The organism is Rhizobium sp. BK379 (genome assembly GCF_014193955.1).
Classification (GTDB): Bacteria; Pseudomonadota; Alphaproteobacteria; order Rhizobiales; family Rhizobiaceae; genus Rhizobium.
Genome location: NZ_JACIAD010000004.1, coordinates 509,422 through 526,615 on the forward strand (window position 1 = coordinate 509,422; position 17,194 = coordinate 526,615).

Here is a 17,194-nt window from a genome sequence, read left to right on the forward strand (position 1 = left end):
TTGAGGAAGCAACATCATGACCAGGATCGATGAAGGCTGGGGCCGTGGCCCCTCGGCGCGCTATGAGGAGATTGCCGCGCGTTTCCGTCCGATTTTCCGAGAGATAGCACAGGCGGCGATCGAAAGAGACCAGCAGCGACGGCTGCCTTTCGAGGAGGTGCGATGGTTGCGCGATGCCGGTTTCGGCGGCTTGCGGGTCCCTCCGGACTATGGCGGCCTCGGCGTCACCCTGCCGGAGCTTTTCGGGCTGCTGATCGAGCTTTCCTCCGCCGATCCGAATATTACCAACATCTTCCGCAGCCAGCTCGGCTTTACCGAGGATCTGCTGAATGCACCAAAGGGCGCCTGGCGCGACGAATGGCTTTCCCGTCTCGGCCGTGGCGAAATGATCGGCAGCGGATTTTCGGAGCTGTCCACCACCAACATCGGTGATCATTCGACGACCATCCTGCGCGAAGGAAACGGCTATCGCCTGAATGGCGAGAAATTCTACACGACCGGTTCGATCTATGCGGACTGGATCAACCTTGGTGCCGTCGATGGATCGGGTTCGCCGATCGCCGCCCTCGTGCCCACCAGGGCGCAAGGCGTCGATATTCTCGACGACTGGGATGGGTTCGGACAGGCGATGAGCGGTAGCGGCACGGCGCGGTTCAAGGATGTCAGGCTGGAGCCTGAACATATCAAGCCGGATGCGGCCCGCTTCCCCTATACACCGGCCTTCTTCCAGCTCGTGCATCTGGCAAGCCTCGCCGGGATCGGCCGGGCAGCAGCAAGCGAGCTTGCGCAGCATGTCGGCGCACGGGCACGGATCTATCCGCGCGGCAATGGCGCTACGAGCGCTGATGATCCGCAGGTGCTGGAAGTGGTGGGGCGCGTCAGGGGCCGTGCCTATTCGGCCGGCGCGATCGTGCTCAACGTCGCCGAGGCCCTGCAGCGGTCCTTCGAAACCAATATATCCGGTGTGGATCCAGAGCGGACCGATATTCACCTCATCGCCGACGTCGAAACCAGCCAGGCCGTCACGGTGATCTCGACGCTGATCCTCGAGGCGACAACGATCCTCTTCGATGCTCTCGGCGCATCCGCCGCCAAGCGGGCTACCGCGCTCGATCGCCACTGGCGGAATGCCCGCACGATCACCTCGCACAATCCACGCATCTATCACGACCGTGTGGTCGGCGACTATGCGGTTTCCGGCAAGAAGCCCGCTGCTGTCGGCTATCGCAAGATCATCACGCCTTTCGGCACCAGCAGCGAGGTTGCCTGAGCCATGGCCAGCACATCCCGCACACTTAACCTTAACGTCGGCATCAACACGACGGGCTATCTTGCCAATGCCTGGAAATACAGGAGCGGCAGCCGACAAGACATCAACGATCCGGACTATTACCGCCGGCTGACCGAGCTTGCGCATAAGGGGCGCTTCGATGCGGTCTTCTTTTCCGACCACCCGGCGCTGATGACCGATCCGGCGAGCCGGCCCTTCCACACGATCGATCCGCTGATCCTCTGTACGGCGCTCTCGGCGCAGGTGCCCGATATCGGTTTCGTCGTGACGATGTCCTCGACCTATAATTCGCCCTTCAACTTTGCCCGCCGGGTGCAATCGACCGATATCATTTCGGGCGGCCGGCTGATCGTGAACGTCGTCTCCTCCTTCAACCCGAACGTGGCCGCCAATTTCGGCTCCGAGCCGCTGCCGCCGCGCAGCGAGCGCTATGCCAAGGCGTCGGAGTTTCTCGATGTCGCCAAGGAGCTGTGGGCCAGCTGGGATCCGGCGCGCGAGGGCGAGGTGCCGGAAAACCGCTTCTGGGACGCGGCAAGCGCACATGCGATCGATCACCAGGGCGCGTATTTCACCGTCAAGGGCCCGCTCAACGTTCCAAAAGGACCGCAGGGCCATCCTGTCATCGCCCAGGCCGGCGCATCGGAAGGGGGCATCGAGCTTGCCGCGCGCCATGGTGAAATCATCTATTGCAACATCCTGTCACGTGGCGCCGGCCGGGCTTTCGGCGCCAAGGTAAGAGCGCGCGCCGCAGCGATCGGTCGCGATCCCTCGGGCATCCGCATCGTACCTGGTCTCGTCGTCATTCTCGGCGAAAGCCGTGAGGAGGCCTTGCGCAAACATGAGCTTTACAGCGGCACCGGCTCGGAAGATGGATTGCTCGCGCGGTTCGTCAAAGAGCACGGCATCGATCCGGACGGGTTCGATGCGGATGCGTTGCTCGATGCCGAACGGTTCATTCCCGATCCCAACCGCCTCCAGGCAGTCGGCATGGGGCTCGGCCTGTCCGACCTCCTGACGCATGAGAAACTGACGGCAAAACAGGCTGTACGCAGGTCGGAGGGCCATCACCGCCTGCTGCTCGGTACTCCTGAACAGGTGGCAGACGAGATCATCGACCTCTGGGCTGATGGTACCGTGGATGGATATACGCTCCAGCCACCGCGCGCGCCCGACGACATCGAGGAATTCGTCGAGAAAGTCGTCCCCATCCTGCAGGATCGCGGTGTCTACCGCAGGGAATACGACGGCAAGACGGTGCGCGACCGGTATGGGCTGCCTTATCCGGAAGAGCCTTCGCGCCTGGGCGATACGGAGAGACCGCGGGCTTCGGCTTTAGCCCGCATCGGCTCCTGAATCGTCAAGGATAGGTCTGCTCATGGCGGTCGGCCGAGTGACGCCGCGCCGTGCCTGAAAGCCGAACGATACGGGGAAGAAAGAGGCATATTTTCCCCGCATCGCCTCGACCGCAAACCACCATTTCTTTAATCCATTAATTTTATAGACAATAATGATTTCAACGAAAGGAAAGCTGATGGCCGCTCTCAAACTTGTTGGAATCGCGGGTAGCTTCAACCGCCCGTCCAAGACCCTGACGCTCGTAAGCCACATTGCTCGCATCGCGAGGGACAGGCATGGCTTCGAAAGCAAGGTCTATGACATGCTGGATGTCGGACCCTCCCTCGGTGAGGCAAGCTGGCGCAAGGATCTCGATGGCCAAGCGGAGGCCGTGATTTCCGAGATCGTCACTGCGGACCTGCTGATCGTCGGTTCTCCCACCTACAAGGGCTCCTATCCGGGCCTTTTCAAGCATCTGATCGATCTGATCGAACCGCATGAGCTGCGGGCAAAACCGATCATCATCACTGCGACGGGCGGTGGCGACCGGCACGCGCTGATGGTTGAACATCAGCTCCGCCCGTTGTTCGGCTTCTTCATGTCGCACACCCTGCCGACAGCAATCTACGCATCCGATCGGGATTTTGCCGATTACGCTGTGTCCTCCGAGCCGCTTTCCAAGCGAATAGACGAGGTGATCAGCGAGATCGAGGCTTTCTTCCCGGGTGTTCGGCCGACACTGCACGCGGCGGAATAGGAGAGCGACCGTGGCGGCGAACCTGCAGGAAAAGATGCACGCTTCGCCGCCTGGCGAGGAACTATGGAGCGTCTTCGACTTCGCGCGGCGATACCGGCTCGCGAAATCAGAGGAAAATCGCTTGGTGGCGCTCTTCGGAACGATGGCATCGCCCGGCGATCTGCTTTTGAGCGCCAGGCGAGTGGAAATGTTTGGCTAGAGGCCGAAAGGCGAGGAGGTTGCGATGAGGCTACCCATGCTTTGGTATTTTTCCGCAGCGCTTGTCCGATTTCTCGAAACGCATACGCGGCGTCGCACGGTCAGATCGATCGGACTTGCGGGGGGAGATCGCCAGACCGCGCTCGACTATGAGCTTTCCTTCTGGCGCGCCGCAGCTCCTGTTTGGTATTGACGGAGGCGGTTATGGCAATTGTCGATGATCATCATCGCTTCGTGTTGCGACATCACACCGGCTGGCTTTCGCCGGTTTGTCTGCGTCTGCATCAGGCCGCGGCCGCCGGCTCCTTTGCCTTCATACTGGCGCTCGTCGTCGGACTGGTTTGATCGACGAAGATGAAGCGGCGTGCGACGATTGACAGGGACGTGGAAGAGACGGCACTGGCCGGAGATGGCGATCTGTCAAGCCGGGCGCGTCGCCGCGCGATCATTGACGAGCTTGTGAGAACGCTCGCCGGTCTTGCCGAGGGGCTCGACGGGAATAACGGGGTCTCTCAGGAATCCGTCGCTCACCTGATCGGAATTTTCCGGACCATGTCGGACAGTATCGCATCGGCCGACGATGCGACCTTCAGCGCGATCATGCACGAGGCGGCCTTGTTAATAAAGGCAGTGCGCGAGCGGCAGGTCCATGTCAGCCGCTTTACGGTTCACTAGCATGCAGGCCTTCTTGCCAAAGACCTCGTCGACCCCAGAGGCTTCTTTCATAGAAACGAGCCAGCCTGCCGGTTTGCGGACGATGGCGCTGACAGCCGATCTCGTCTCACTCAGCCTGCGGCTGGAAACCGACCCCGGACCGGATCCCGATCATATCACGCTGAGCGACGCCGAGCTTCAGACGCTTGCGGAGAGACTGTTTCGCGAGGCGGCAGCAGAGCCGCTTTGGGTGTTTGCCTACGGCTCGCTGATCTGGAAGCCGGACTTCGATGCCGTGGAATGGTGCCATGCCGAGGCTCGTGGCTGGCATCGTTCGTTCTGTCTGCAGATGACGCGATGGCGCGCAACACAAGCCGTGCCGGGCCTGATGATGGCGGTGGACCAGTGTGGGCAATGCAACGGCGTCGCCTACAGGCTATCCGATAAGGACCGCATGGGGCAGCTTCGCAGGATGATACGCAGGGAGATCGGAACGCTTTCCGATTCAAGCTTCATCCGCTGGGTTCCGATTCAAACGCAACAAGGACCTTCGCGGGCGCTTGTGTTCTGGGCAGGCCGAAAGGCAACCGTGTCCTGCGCGGACTGCCTCTCGATAACGTTGCCAAAGTTCTCGCCAGGGCATGCGGACATATGGGGTCGTGTGCCGAATATCTCTATCTCACCGTAAAGCATCTGGAGGAGAAGGGGGTCCGCGACCGCAACCTCTGGCGGCTGCAGGCTCTGGTCGCCGAGGAGATCAGGCGAATTCACGGGGTCGAAGCCGCGTAGAAAGGCCAGATTAGCCATGCGCCCGCGAGTTTTCGATCGCCCCTCGATACAAGACAGCCCCCAAAGAAACTGCCCCTGTCCATAGAGACCATCGGGGGCGATCACCATTCCAAGGAGAGAAACAGCATATGAGCAATGAACTGGATATCGTCGACATTCACACGCATCTCTGGCCGGCAGAGTGGGGCGCTGACGGAACGCGTCGCATATCCGCCGGGCTTGCCGAAACTGTCCTGAAGAAGATTGTCGATCCGGCTTCCCTGATCGGCGAATTTTCTTCAGCCGGTGTCTCGCTTGCCGTACTCAGCACGACGATCGAGAGCCTGTTCGGCATGGAGAATGCCACCGATCCCGCCGTGATCGCCCGCGTGAATGACTGGCTTGCGGGCCTCGTCAAGGCACATCCCGAGCGTCTGGTCGCGCTCGCAACCATCGATCCCTTTTCCGGCGAGGTGGCCGCGCAGGAGGCCGAGAGGGCGCTTGGCGAACTTGGACTGGCCGGTCTCGTCGTCGATTCCTATCGCGACGGCAAGTTCATCGGAGATCCAGTCGCCCGCCCTGCGCTCGCTGTCGCTGCCCGTTTCGGCAAGCCGGTCTTCGTCCATCCCGTCAATGCGCCACAAGCCGATCTCCTCATTGCCGGTGCCGGCAAGCTCGGCAATTCGCTTGGCCGCGGGCTGATGAACGGGGTAGCGTTTCTGTCCGTCCTGGAAAACGGCCTGCTGGACGAATTTCCGGATCTGAACTTCGTCTTCGCAACCCTTGGCCTCGGGGCGGTCGTGCAGGCGGCGCGGGGCGGTGCCTATTCGCGGCAGAACCGCGCTGCCGGGCATAAGCCCAACATCTACTTCGACACGATGGGCGACGATCCTTCGATCATCGCGATATTGGTGGAGTTCTTCGGCGCAGAGCGCGTTCTTGCCGGAACGGACTGGCCGATCCTTCCCGCCCTTTCCCGTGAGAGGTTGACGGAGAGCCTGACGGCGGCGGGTCTCGACGCCCAGTCACAGTCTCTTGTTGCCGGCGGCAATGCGCGTCGGCTTTTGGGCCATCCGGGTCAGTAGCTCTCTTTTTTATCCATCTCTCGGCGGCCATGTTCGCTGCTGCCCGCAGCGGACATGCTCGACTTTGCTGTTTTTCTATGCCTGCGCGACAAGCTTTGCTTCGCTGCGGCGATAGAAAATCTGCCTTTGCTTCGGCGGGTTGGGAAGGGATCATTCCGGCATCGGGGCATGGGGCTCCGTGCACGCTTTTTCGAGCGTCGCAGCCTTCGGAGCTTTCCATGTCGATCAATCGCCGCCAGTTCAATCAGCTTCTCCTTGCGGGCTCGGCCGGGCTTGCATTGGGGGCCGTTCCAACGTTTACCGCTGCCGCGGCGACAGAGACGCCCGTCAGGGGTGGTACGCTCAATTGGGCCTATTATCCCGACCCGAGCGCTCTCATCGCTATCAATACGTCCTCTGGCACGGGGCAGGCCATCGGGCCGAAGATCAACGAAGGCCTCTTTGACTTCGACTACGATCTGAACCCCATCCCGCTTCTTGCGACGGAGTGGTCCGTCAGCGAGGATCAGTTGCGCTATACGTTCAAGCTGCGCGAGGGTGTCAAATGGCATGACGGCGCCGACTTTACATCGGACGACGTCGCCTTCACCATCTTCCGGCTCAAGGAAGCCCATCCACGCGGCCGTATCACCTACCAGAACGTGACAGCGGTCGAGACGCCCGATTCGCACACGGCAATCGTCGTGCTCACCAAGCCTGCGCCCTATCTCATTACCGCTCTCTCGAGTTCGGAATCGCCGATCGTGCCAAAGCATATCTATGAAACCTTCAAGCCGCAGGAGCAGCCCAAGCTCGCCCAGACGATTGGGACAGGCCCGTTCCTGCTGAAGGAATGGGTGCCCGGCAGTCACCTGATCTTCGAGCGCAATCCGAATTATTGGGATACCGGAAAACCCTATCTCGATCGTGTCATCCTGCGCGTCATTCTCGATCCGTCCGGTCGTGCCGCAGCACTCGAGACGGGTGAGATCGACATCGGTGCCAACCCCGTTCCCCTGTCCGACATCGAGCGCCTGAAGACCAATCCCAATCTCGTCGTGGACACGACGACCTATGCCTATTCGGGACCGCAGCAGCAGCTGTTCTTCAACTATGAGAACGAAATCCTGACAAAGCGCGACGTGCGCCTGGCAATCGCCCATGCCATCGATCTGCAGAAGCTCGTCGATATCGCCCTGTTCGGTTACGCCGACGTCTCGCCGAGCCCGATCAGCACGGCATTGCCGAAATGGTATGATCCGAGCATCAAGGCCCGTGAACCGGACCCCAAGCTTGCAGAAAAGCTGCTCGACACGGCCGGCTACCCGCGCGGGGAAAATGGCGTGCGCTTCAAGCTCCGACTTGCCTATAATTCCTTCCTGCCGCCTTCCTATGCCGATTTCATCCGTCAATCGCTCGCAACCGTCGGCATCGATGCGGAGATCCTCAAGCTGGATCTGGCGACCTTTCTGAAGACCGTGTACACGGACCGCGCCTTCGACCTGGTAATCGAATCCCTGTCCAACACATTCGATCCGACGCTCGGCGTCCAGCGCGCCTACTGGTCGAAGAACTTCAAGATCGGCCTCGTCTTTTCGAACGCCAGTCATTATGCCAACCCCGAGGTCGACAAGCTGCTAGAAGCCGCAGCAGTCGAGCCCGACGAGACCAAGCGACGCGATCTCTGGTATCACTTCCAGCATATCATCCATGAGGATGTCGTCTCGGTCGATCTTGTCGCCGCCGGCTCGCAGATCGTGGCCAGCAAGAAGGTCAGGAACTTCGCCCCCGGAGCGCAAGGCATCAACAACAGTTTCGGCCAGATATGGCTGAGCCCGGATGCCTGATCGCACCGGTACCCGGCCGACTTGGGAGCTGGCCGGGTAGCGGGTCGCAAGGCGAGTTTCAGCTACGCCCTGCTTCAAGCCGGGAGAGAGCATTTTTCGCAGCGATTGCCCGAACCATGTGGTTCTGTGGCGCGTGCGAGCGTCCGGTGATGGCGTCGCGGTGATGGCGTTCCAATCCAAAATCCCTGTTGAGGCCTGGATTGCCGGCCAGATCGAGCGCCAGGCTTGTAATGGCGACCGCATTGTCGATCACCACATGGCGCACGGCCATGGCGTCGATACCGACCGGCCTGCCGGCATCGACATCGTCGCCGAGCGAGCGCAGCAGCCTGGCATTCGTCGCAAGACGCACCTCGATCTCGCCGAGACCGTCCTGGATGCGGGGCACGGTCGCAATCGGTGCCCCGAGGCTTGCCGGCGCATGGCGGGCGCAAAAGGCAAGCACGCTGTCACGGGCCGACAGCGCCACCCCATGATAGACGGCGCCGATCAGCGAGAAGAAGAAGGCCGTGGCATGCTCCTCCCGCCGGATAGGTTCTGAAGCGGGCTGTGCCTCGATTAGGTCTTCGAGAGGAATGACGACGTCTTCAAGGATGATGTCGTCGCTAGCGGTCGCGTGCATTCCGGCGGCATTCCAGGTCTTTTCGACTGCAAAGCCGGGGCTGTCGGTCGGTACCAGGAAGGAGGCAAGCCGTGGCTCGGCCTCGTCCGTCAGCGCCAGCAGCGATACCCATTTGAGGATCGGTATGCCGGTCACGTAGGTCTTGCGACCTGAAATACGCCAACTGTCGCCCTCGCGCTTTGCGATCGTCTCCGGCAAGGCGCCGTGGGCGGGAGAGCCGATACGTGGCTCGGCCTGGGCGGCATTGATCAGGGCTGAGCCTTGACGGTTGGCGAGAAGAACCCGCTCGGCAAGATGCGCAGGCCATTTTCCGAATCGCCGCAACGTATAGTGGCTGTTGTAATGCATGGCGAGCACCAGTGCCGTCGAGGGCTCGCCGCGGGCGATCTCGCTGATCACCGCCTGCGCATCCGCAAGGCCGCCGCCATGGCCGCCGTTCTCGGGTGCTGTCACCAAGCCGAGAAGGCCTGCCTCGTAGAGCCGTGTGAAATTCTCGAAGGGAAATTCGCCGCTCGCATCGAAATGATGGGCGCGTTCGGAGAAATCCTTTGCAAGCCTTCGTGCCCTGTCGAGCGGATCGATCGCTTCCTGCAGCATGACGGTTCTCCTGTCAGGCGACGGCGCGGGTGTGAAAACCGTCGACGTGACGGCGGTCGACCCAGTCAGCAATATCGAAATCGGCGGCCAGGAAGCCGAAGTCCCGCAGGAAATTCTTGTAGTGGCCGACAGCCTCGACCAGTTCGGGCGCGAGCCCAAGGCCGAGATGGCGGTGGACTTCCGGCCCATTTGCCGCCAGCACCTGCTCCTCGGTGGCACCGGCCTCGCGTGCGACGAAGCGGCGCGTCTCATCGGGATGGGCTTGCGCCCAGTCGCCCGCCTTGTAGATCGCTTCCAGAAGCCGGTGGACGAGATCGGGCCGTTCCTCGGCCAGCAGTTCGTCGACCGTGAGGACACGCGGCGAACCGGAATTGATGCGGATCTTCGGGTCGGGGTGAAAACCGAATTCCGCCACCTGAACGGCGCCGATCAGATTCGCGACGCTAATGCCGGCCGTACCCTTCACATAGATCGCATCCACGTCACCGCGCAGCAGAGCTGCGATTTCCTCGCCATAGGCCTGGCGGCGCTTGAGGCCGAAAAGCGATGGGCCCTCCTGGGTGGCGAGGACGGAATCGGCAAGCGCGATGTCGATGATCTCGACGTCGTCGAGCGCCAGGCCCTCCAGCGACAGAGCCGACAGGAGACCTTTCAGGGCCGTTGCGCGCATGAAGTCGACGATGCCTTCCGGGCGCCGGGCGATGCCGAAGCGGCGTCCCTTCAGATCCCTCGTGGTGTTGATCCCGGTTCCCGGCAGGGTGATGATCGACTGAAATTCGTCCGTCCAGGTAATGCCGACGAGGCGGGTCTTGCGGCCTTCCGAGCGGGCGCGGATCGGCGGAACATTGCCGCCATGGCGGAAGGACCAGTCGAGCGTGTGGTTGAAATGGCTCTGGCGGATGGCGCGGTCGGGAGAGTCGATAATCGACTTCAGCGTCACGCCTTCCTTGCGGAAGCCTTCCTCGAGATAGCCGAGCTGGGCGGCGAGCCCGACCGGGGTCGGCACCGGGCAGCGCGTATACCAGATTTCGGAAATGGCATTGCTGGTCATGATCGTCCCTTTCAGTGGCGCAGGCCGGCCTGCTTCATCAGTGGCAGCACGTCTGTGCCGAAGAATTCGAGTTCATCTCGGAAATCGAAGAAGCTGAGCTGCAATCCGTCGATACCGGCGGCTTTCAGCTTGAGGAACTGGTCGACCACGCTTTCGGGCGAGCCGATGACGCGGATATTGCCACCGACGAAGCGGTAGGGATCCTGCGGATCGCGGCCTTTCCAGGCATGCGCATCCGAGTTCAGTGACGAAAAGCCTTGCGGCGAGCGCTGATCGCCATGGGCGACGATCCGGTCGGCGAGTTCCCAGGCCTCCTTGTCGGTCGGCCGGCAGATGACCATCGGGTTGAGTAGGGTGCGCACCGTGCGTCCGACGTCGCTCGCCGCATCCTTCACTCTTTTCGTGTGGGCCGGCAGCGATTGAAGCGCGCTGTTGATATCGGCGCCCGTCGGACTGGTGATGAAGACGATGTCCGAATAGCGGCCGGCAAATGCAATGCCCGCATCCGATCCCGTGGCGTTGACGAGGATCGGCCGGCCGAAATGCGGTTTGGGCGTCACGAAGCCGCCACCGAGCTTCCAGCTGCTCTCGCCCTCGAAGGAGAAATTCTCGTTATCGCTCCAAAGGCGCTGGACGACTTCGAGGAATTCGGCCGCCAGTTCGTAGCGCCTGTCGTGCTCGATGCGTGGCCAGCCGAACATTTCATGCTCGACGGCACGGTGACCGGTCACGACATTGATGCCCCAGCGGCCACCAGTGATGTGGTCGAGCGTCGCACCGAATTTTGCCAGATGCAGCGGATGCCATGGCCCGTAGAGAACATGCATGGTGGAGATCAGTATGATCTTCTTGGTCAGGCCGGCGAGCGCTGCCGTCGTCGTGAAGCTGTCGAGCGCCTGGCCGTTGAAGACACCGCCATAGCCACCTTTCGGCAACCATTGCGACAGGGCGAAAACTAGATCGAAGCCGAGTTCCTCAGCCTTCAGCGTCAGCGCCTTGTTGTAATCGAAGCTCCAGTCCGTCGAGCGCTCGAGCGTGGATTGCGTCCAGCCGCCGGCCTGGATCGGCAGGAAGAGGCCGAGCAGCACCGGCTGCTTGAGCGCCTGCGACAGCGGGCTTTCGGCAAAGTCGGTGGGGGCGGAGAATTTCGGGAGACCCACGATGGAGCCGGGAGGGTGTTGAATGGACATGACGGATCCGTGTTCCTCTTGGCTCAGGCTGTGGCGAGATAAGCGTAGGCAAGGCTGCCCGAGACGCCTTCTCCACCCACTGTGTGGTCAGCGATACGTTTATTGTAGATGGTCAGCTCCGGCTGGCTGGCGATGTCGATCGCCGGCAGGTCCTCGACAAGGATCTTCTGGATCTCGCGCCATTGATCGACACGCTTCTTGGCATCGACCTCGATTGCCGCGGCCTCGAGCAAGGCATCGACCTTCGGATTGCTGTAGGCCGAGCCGTTGGAGAAGGGCACGCCCGGCTTGAAGTTCTTGCTCCAGTAGAGGCGCTGGACGCCGACGGTCGGATCGAAGAGGTTGCTCATTCCCTCGAAGGCGAAATCGAAGTCGCGATCGGTGTAGATGCGCTTGGTATAGGTGGCGAAGTCCTGGCTGCGCACCGTGGCATCGACGCCGACCTTGGCAAGCGCCTGGCGAATATATTCGGAGCCACGCGGATACGTTTCGCCGCTCGGCACATAGTCGAGATTGATGCGGATGCGCACGCCGTCGCTGCCGCGCGGATAGCCTGCCGCGTCGAGCAGCTTCTCGGCGGCGGCAAGATCGATCGGATAGGTCTTGAGGTCGCCGTCATACCATTTGGCGAGATTGGGATTGATCGGGCCGGGAATGGCCGCGCCATAGCCGTAGTTGATGGTGTTGAGAATGACCTTGCGATCGATCACATGGGCGAAGGCCTGGCGGACGCGAATATCCTTGAAGAACGGGCGTTCGAGATTGAACTCGATGCGGCTGACGCCGTTCGAATATTGGTAGCCGCGCTCTTCGAAGGCGATACCGTCAACGGCTTTCAAACGCTCCAGATCGCTGAGCGGAACGGGTGTCGAGGGCGCGAGGTCGATCTCGCCGGTTTCGATCGCGATCGAGCGGGCCGCCGCGTCCGGGATGAAGCGGACGATCAACTGGTCGAGATAGGGACGCGGCTGATCCCAATATTCAGGATTGCGCTCATAGACGAGATGGCTGCCGCGAACCCATTCCTTGAATTTGAAGGGACCGGTGCCGATCGGCGCGAGGTTGGCTGGGTTTTCGGCGACCTTCGTTCCCTCATAGATATGGCGCGGAACGATCGGCGTCTCGGAGGAGGCGAGCGCGGTGATGAGATAGGGAGCGGGCTTCGAGAGTTTCAGGATCGCCGTCAACGCGTCCGGCGTTTCGACGTCGACGAGGTTTAGGAACGTGTTGCGGCCACGCGGATGAACCTCCTTCAGCGTCTTGACCGAGAAAGCAACGTCGGCCGATGTGAAGGCTTGGCCGTCATGCCATTTCACGCCGTCGCGCAAATGGAACGTGTAGGTGAGCCCATCCGGGCTCACCGACCATTCTTTGGCCAGGAGCGGCTGCGGGTTCAGCTCGAAATCATAGGTCAGGAGGCCTTCGATGACCTTCGGCGAGACATAGACGGAATTGAAAGCGGTGTTGGCAATCGTCGTCAGCACCGGCGGCTCGGCCGACAGGAGCAGCGTCGCAGTGCCGCCGCGCGCCGGGGCCGCAAAGGCCGGCAGGCGTGTTGCCGACGCCACGGTGAGCGCAACGGAAGCAAGAAGGAAATTGCGGCGTGTCGGGGCAGGAAATGCTGGCATGGTCGGTCCCTCGATGATTATGCGTGCCCGTTTCCGGGCGTCCTGGGTTAGCCTTTCCATACTTCGGCGCCGTCTTAGAGTTTTTTACCCGGTTCCGAGACTGCTTCGGTAGGAAATTCTTAAGAAGCTGCATAATAGAATAAATAATTCCTTACGACGTCATTTATTGGTGCCTTATTGGAATTATTTACCAATATGGATTTGACAAAACACACAGATTTAGTCAACTACTATCGCAACGCAACACGACGAATTCTTCCGGCGACGCGAGGTGGAAATCCATGTCGGCACTCAAGCGGGTCGCCCTGACGATCAGAAAGACTATCCTTCAGGCCGTGCCGACCATGCTCGGCATCATCATATTGAGTTTCTTTCTGCTCAAGCTCGCGCCGGGCGATGCAGCCGACGTAATGGCGGCCGAATCCGGTTCGGCCACCGAGGAAACCATGGCGGCTCTGCGCCAGCGCTTCGGTCTCGACAACCCTCTGCTTGTCCAGCTCGCCAACTACCTGGACAACCTGGCCCATTTCAGTCTCGGCTTTTCGCCGCGCTACGGAATGCCTGTTGCCGATCTCATCGGTCAGCGGCTTCCTGGAACACTGACGCTGATGCTGGCTGCGCTGCTGATCGCCATTGCTGTCGGTCTGCTGCTCGGCGCGTTGATGGCAAGCTTTTCAGGCAGGCTTGCCGACCGGGTGATCTCGGTCATCTCGCTGCTCTTCTATTCCATCCCTGGATTCTGGATCGGCCTAATGCTGATCCTGTTCTTTTCCGTCAAACTCGGCTGGCTGCCGAGCGGCGGCGACAGCACGATCGGATCGCGGCTAACCGGGATACCGGCACTCCTCGACCGGGTCCGCTACATGGTATTGCCGGCAACCTCGCTCTCCCTCTTCTATCTGGCAATCTATGCGCGCCTGACGCGCGCGGCCATGCTGGAGGTCAAGTCGCAGGATTTCGTCCGCACCGCCCGCGCCAAGGGCGTGTCGCCCTTCTTCCTGACCACGCGTCACGTGCTGCGCAATGCGCTGATCCCGATCACGACAATGGCCGGCATGCATTTCGGGGGCATGCTCGGCGGAGCCGTCGTGGTCGAAACCGTCTACAGCTGGCCGGGGCTCGGCCGGCTTGCCTTCGAAGCCGTGATGGCCCGCGATTTTTCCGTGCTGCTCGGCATCCTGCTCTTGTCCTCCTTCCTTGTGATCGTCGCCAACGCGGCCGTCGATCTGCTGCAGGCATGGATTGATCCCAGAATCGGAGCCAGCCGATGACCAGTCAGAAGCTTCATACCTATGTCGGCAGCGCAATCGATCTGGCCGAGCACGACAGCGACGCCGCGCGGCCACTGCCCGAAAAACCCGCCGAACCGCGCTGGACGCATATTCATGCGCCCGACGTCCGTGCGGCCGCCGTACCCGGTATTGCCTGGCGCGGTCTGCGCCGCGAGCTCAAGGTCTTTCTGTCCAATCCCACCGCTTTGTTCGGCGTCCTGTTCCTGATCGCCACCGCACTCGCAGCCCTTCTTGCTCCCGTCTTCTATCCCGGCGATCCAATGGAGATGGTGGCGCGACCGTTCCTCTGGCCGGGCCAAAATCCGTCCTACCCGCTCGGTACGGATTCGATGGGACGCGATGTGCTCGCAGGCATCCTGCACGGGGCGCGCATCTCGCTTACGGTCGGGATCGCGGCGACCGCGCTTGGGCTTTCGGCCGGCATTACGATCGGCGCGATGGCGGGATATTTCGGCGGGATCGTCGACGATGTCCTTGTGAAAGTCATCGAGATCTTCCAGACGATTCCGAGCTTCGTGCTGCTCGTCGTGCTGGTCGCCATCGCCCAGCCGACGACCTCGACCGTCACCATTGCGATTGCCATCGTCAGTTGGCCGACGGTGGCGCGCCTGACACGGGCCGAGTTCCGCTCCATCCGCGAGAAGGACTATGTGCTTGCGGCGCGAAGCCTCGGCTTCGGCCATGCACGCATCATCTTCCGCGAAATCCTGCCGAACGCCCTGCCGCCCCTGATCGTCACCTCCTCGGTGATGGTCGCGAGCGCCATCCTGATGGAATCGGCGCTATCCTTCATGGGGCTCGGTGATCCCAATCGCGTCTCATGGGGATCGATGATCGGTGCCGGTCGGGACGTGATCCGCACCGCCTGGTACCTGACGGCGCTGCCGGGCCTTGCGATCGTCTTTACCGTACTCGCACTCAATCTTCTGGGTGATGGGCTGAACGATGCGCTCAATCCGCGCTTTTCGGAGGAACGCTGATGAGCCATCTTCTCGAAGTCCGCGATCTCTCCGTCCGCTTTGCGACCGCAGAGCCGGTCAAGGGCGTCAGCTTCAATGCCAATCTCGGAGAGATGCTGGCGATCGTTGGTGAATCCGGCTCCGGAAAATCGCTGACGGCCCTTGCGCTGATGGGGCTCTTGCCGCGGCACGCGCGGGCGGGCGGTGAAATCCTGTTTGATGGTCGCAGCCTGCTGACGCTGTCGGAACGGCAGCTGCGACAGGTTCGCGGGCGCGACATCGCAATGATCTTCCAGGAGCCGATGACCTCGCTCAATCCGGTTCTGTCGATCGGGGACCAGATCATCGAGGTGCTGCGGATACATGAGGACCTCAGCCGCCGGCAGGCGCGGGCCAGGGCGATCGAGCTTCTGGACCTCGTCAGTATTCCGGAACCGGCCCGACGCATCGACGAATATCCCCATCAGTTGTCGGGCGGCATGCGCCAGCGCGTGATGATCGCGATTGCCGTTGCTTGCAACCCGAAGCTTCTGATCGCCGACGAGGCGACGACCGCGCTCGATGTGACCATCCAGGCGCAGGTCCTGCAGCTTCTCGACAATCTGCGCGCCAAGCTGAACATGGCGGTCATCCTCATCACCCACGATCTTGGCATCGTCGCGCAATGGGCCGATCGCGTCGTCGTCATGTATGCCGGCCGCAAGATCGAGGAGGGTCTTCCCGGCCCGGTCTTCGACACGCCCTATCATCCCTATACACGCGGCCTGCTGGCGGCCTCGCCGCGCCTTACGGCAGATTATCACTACCGCGATGGGCCGCTTGCCGAAATTCCGGGCTCCATCATTTCGGCGGCCGGCGAGAAGGGCTGCTCCTTCCGTCCGCGCTGTCCGGTCGCTCGTCCCGCCTGCGCCCAGGCGGTGCCGGCGCTGTTTTCCGTCTCGGCGGGCCGCGAAGTCGCTTGCCCCTATGTTTCATTCCATGCGGAGGTCGCTCATGTCGCTCCTGTCGGTCGATAGGCTCTCCACCCATTATCCAGGAAGCGCCGGCACGGTGCGTGCCGTTGACGGCGTGTCACTGGAAATCAGTGAGGGCGAGACGGTTGCGCTTGTCGGCGAATCCGGTTGCGGCAAGTCGACGCTCGGCAAGTCGCTGACGCGCCTCGTCACGCCGTCTTCCGGGCAGGTCCGCTTTCGCGGCCGCGATGTGACGGCCATGTCGAACAGGGAGCTGCAGTCGATCCGCCGCAGCGTCCAGATGATCTTCCAGGACCCCTTCGCCTCGCTCAATCCGCGCCAGACGATCCGCACGATATTGACGGCGCCGCTTGCCGTACATGGCATTGGCGATCGCAGGAAACACGATGCGATCGCTGCAGGAATGGTCGAGCATGTCGGCCTGCCAAGCGATTCCCTGGAGCGCTATCCGCATGAATTTTCCGGCGGCCAGCGCCAGCGCATCGGCATTGCCCGGGCGTTGATCTTGCAGCCGGAGCTCGTCATCTGCGATGAACCGGTCTCGGCGCTTGACCTATCGATCCAGGCCCAGATCCTCAACCTTCTGGTCGAGATGAAGACGGAGCTGTCGCTTTCCTATCTGTTCATCTCGCACGATCTGTCCGTCGTTCGCTACTTCGCCGACCGGGTGCTCGTCATGTATCTCGGGCGTATCGTCGAAAGCGCCTCGACCGCCGACCTCTGGAATGGCGCCAAGCATCCCTATACGCAGGCCCTGCTTGCCGCCGTGCCCGACCCGTCGCGGCGCAAGCAGGCCGCCCCGATCACGGGTGACCTGCCAAGTCCGCACAATCCCCCGTCCGGCTGTCGCTTCAACACGCGCTGTCCGTTTGCCACCGATATTTGCCGGGCCGAGGATCCGGCATTCCGCCAGTTCGGCGCCGGCCATGCCGTCGCCTGTCACCACGCTCAATGAATGGAGAATGAA

The 17,194-nt window shown here is 61.6% G+C and carries 17 protein-coding genes and 1 pseudogene; 14 read left to right on the top strand and 4 right to left on the bottom strand.

Annotated features, from left to right (window positions below; genetic code table 11):
• Window positions 1-16 precede the first annotated feature (16 nt).
• The 10 genes and pseudogenes from FHT93_RS21365 to FHT93_RS21410 all read left to right on the top strand — a co-directional run bounded on the left by FHT93_RS21365 (window position 17) and on the right by FHT93_RS21410 (window position 7,914).
• Window positions 17-1,270 carry an acyl-CoA dehydrogenase family protein gene (locus tag FHT93_RS21365; protein ID WP_183849319.1) on the top strand — a complete coding sequence of 418 codons (1,254 nt, stop codon included), beginning with the start codon at window positions 17-19 and terminating at the stop codon, window positions 1,268-1,270.
• A 3-nt stretch (window positions 1,271-1,273) separates the two neighbouring features.
• Window positions 1,274-2,644, top strand: coding sequence for an NtaA/DmoA family FMN-dependent monooxygenase (locus FHT93_RS21370; protein WP_246781674.1), 1,371 nt, complete (start codon window positions 1,274-1,276; stop codon window positions 2,642-2,644).
• A gap of 178 nt (window positions 2,645-2,822) precedes the next feature.
• Complete coding sequence (gene msuE / locus FHT93_RS21375; protein ID WP_183849320.1) at window positions 2,823-3,383, top strand: FMN reductase; 561 nt, start codon at window positions 2,823-2,825, stop codon at window positions 3,381-3,383.
• 10 nt (window positions 3,384-3,393) lie between these two features.
• On the top strand, window positions 3,394-3,582 hold the full coding sequence (locus tag FHT93_RS21380; RefSeq protein WP_183849430.1) for a hypothetical protein: 189 nt from the start codon (window positions 3,394-3,396) through the stop codon (window positions 3,580-3,582).
• A gap of 24 nt (window positions 3,583-3,606) precedes the next feature.
• Window positions 3,607-3,774 carry a hypothetical protein gene (locus tag FHT93_RS21385; RefSeq protein ID WP_183849322.1) on the top strand — a complete coding sequence of 56 codons (168 nt, stop codon included), beginning with the start codon at window positions 3,607-3,609 and terminating at the stop codon, window positions 3,772-3,774.
• Window positions 3,775-3,785: 11 nt separating this feature from the next.
• Window positions 3,786-3,926, top strand: a complete 141-nt coding sequence (locus FHT93_RS21390; protein WP_183849324.1) for a hypothetical protein — start codon at window positions 3,786-3,788, stop codon at window positions 3,924-3,926.
• A 9-nt stretch (window positions 3,927-3,935) separates the two neighbouring features.
• On the top strand, window positions 3,936-4,256 hold the full coding sequence (locus tag FHT93_RS21395) for a hypothetical protein (RefSeq protein ID WP_246781675.1): 321 nt from the start codon (window positions 3,936-3,938) through the stop codon (window positions 4,254-4,256).
• A gap of 82 nt (window positions 4,257-4,338) precedes the next feature.
• Window positions 4,339-5,024: pseudogene (locus tag FHT93_RS21400) on the top strand (gamma-glutamylcyclotransferase).
• Window positions 5,025-5,152: 128 nt separating this feature from the next.
• The gene (locus FHT93_RS21405; RefSeq protein ID WP_183849326.1) at window positions 5,153-6,088 is read left to right on the top strand and encodes an amidohydrolase family protein; all 936 of its coding nucleotides are present in this window, start codon (window positions 5,153-5,155) and stop codon (window positions 6,086-6,088) included.
• Between the two features lie 218 nt (window positions 6,089-6,306).
• A complete protein-coding gene (locus FHT93_RS21410; RefSeq protein WP_183849328.1) occupies window positions 6,307-7,914 on the top strand; it encodes an ABC transporter substrate-binding protein in 1,608 nt (535 codons plus the stop codon).
• Between the two features lie 58 nt (window positions 7,915-7,972).
• Here FHT93_RS21410 and FHT93_RS21415 read toward each other — a convergent pair whose 3' ends face one another.
• The 4 genes from FHT93_RS21415 to FHT93_RS21430 are packed head-to-tail and all read right to left on the bottom strand — an operon-like array spanning window position 7,973 to window position 13,002.
• Window positions 7,973-9,133: an acyl-CoA dehydrogenase family protein gene (locus FHT93_RS21415; RefSeq protein ID WP_183849330.1), complete on the bottom strand. Its 1,161-nt coding sequence runs from the start codon at window positions 9,131-9,133 to the stop codon at window positions 7,973-7,975.
• 13 nt (window positions 9,134-9,146) lie between these two features.
• A complete protein-coding gene (locus FHT93_RS21420) occupies window positions 9,147-10,184 on the bottom strand; it encodes an ABC transporter substrate-binding protein (RefSeq protein ID WP_183849333.1) in 1,038 nt (345 codons plus the stop codon).
• Between the two features lie 11 nt (window positions 10,185-10,195).
• Window positions 10,196-11,374: an LLM class flavin-dependent oxidoreductase gene (locus tag FHT93_RS21425; protein WP_183849334.1), complete on the bottom strand. Its 1,179-nt coding sequence runs from the start codon at window positions 11,372-11,374 to the stop codon at window positions 10,196-10,198.
• A 23-nt stretch (window positions 11,375-11,397) separates the two neighbouring features.
• Window positions 11,398-13,002, bottom strand: coding sequence for an ABC transporter substrate-binding protein (locus FHT93_RS21430; protein WP_183849337.1), 1,605 nt, complete (start codon window positions 13,000-13,002; stop codon window positions 11,398-11,400).
• Window positions 13,003-13,283: 281 nt separating this feature from the next.
• Here FHT93_RS21430 and FHT93_RS21435 point away from each other — a divergent pair, with 281 nt between their 5' ends.
• Genes FHT93_RS21435 through FHT93_RS21450 form a run of 4 tightly spaced genes read left to right on the top strand, consistent with a single transcriptional unit; the run spans window position 13,284 to window position 17,182 of the window.
• Window positions 13,284-14,273, top strand: a complete 990-nt coding sequence (locus FHT93_RS21435) for an ABC transporter permease (protein WP_183849338.1) — start codon at window positions 13,284-13,286, stop codon at window positions 14,271-14,273.
• Window positions 14,270-15,274: an ABC transporter permease gene (locus FHT93_RS21440; RefSeq protein WP_183849340.1), complete on the top strand. Its 1,005-nt coding sequence runs from the start codon at window positions 14,270-14,272 to the stop codon at window positions 15,272-15,274. The genes FHT93_RS21435 and FHT93_RS21440 overlap by 4 nt, the downstream gene beginning before the upstream one ends.
• Window positions 15,274-16,269, top strand: coding sequence for an ABC transporter ATP-binding protein (locus tag FHT93_RS21445; protein WP_183849342.1), 996 nt, complete (start codon window positions 15,274-15,276; stop codon window positions 16,267-16,269). Before FHT93_RS21440 ends, FHT93_RS21445 begins: the two co-directional genes overlap by 1 nt.
• Window positions 16,247-17,182 carry an oligopeptide/dipeptide ABC transporter ATP-binding protein gene (locus FHT93_RS21450; RefSeq protein WP_183849344.1) on the top strand — a complete coding sequence of 312 codons (936 nt, stop codon included), beginning with the start codon at window positions 16,247-16,249 and terminating at the stop codon, window positions 17,180-17,182. Before FHT93_RS21445 ends, FHT93_RS21450 begins: the two co-directional genes overlap by 23 nt.
• Window positions 17,183-17,194 lie beyond the last annotated feature (12 nt).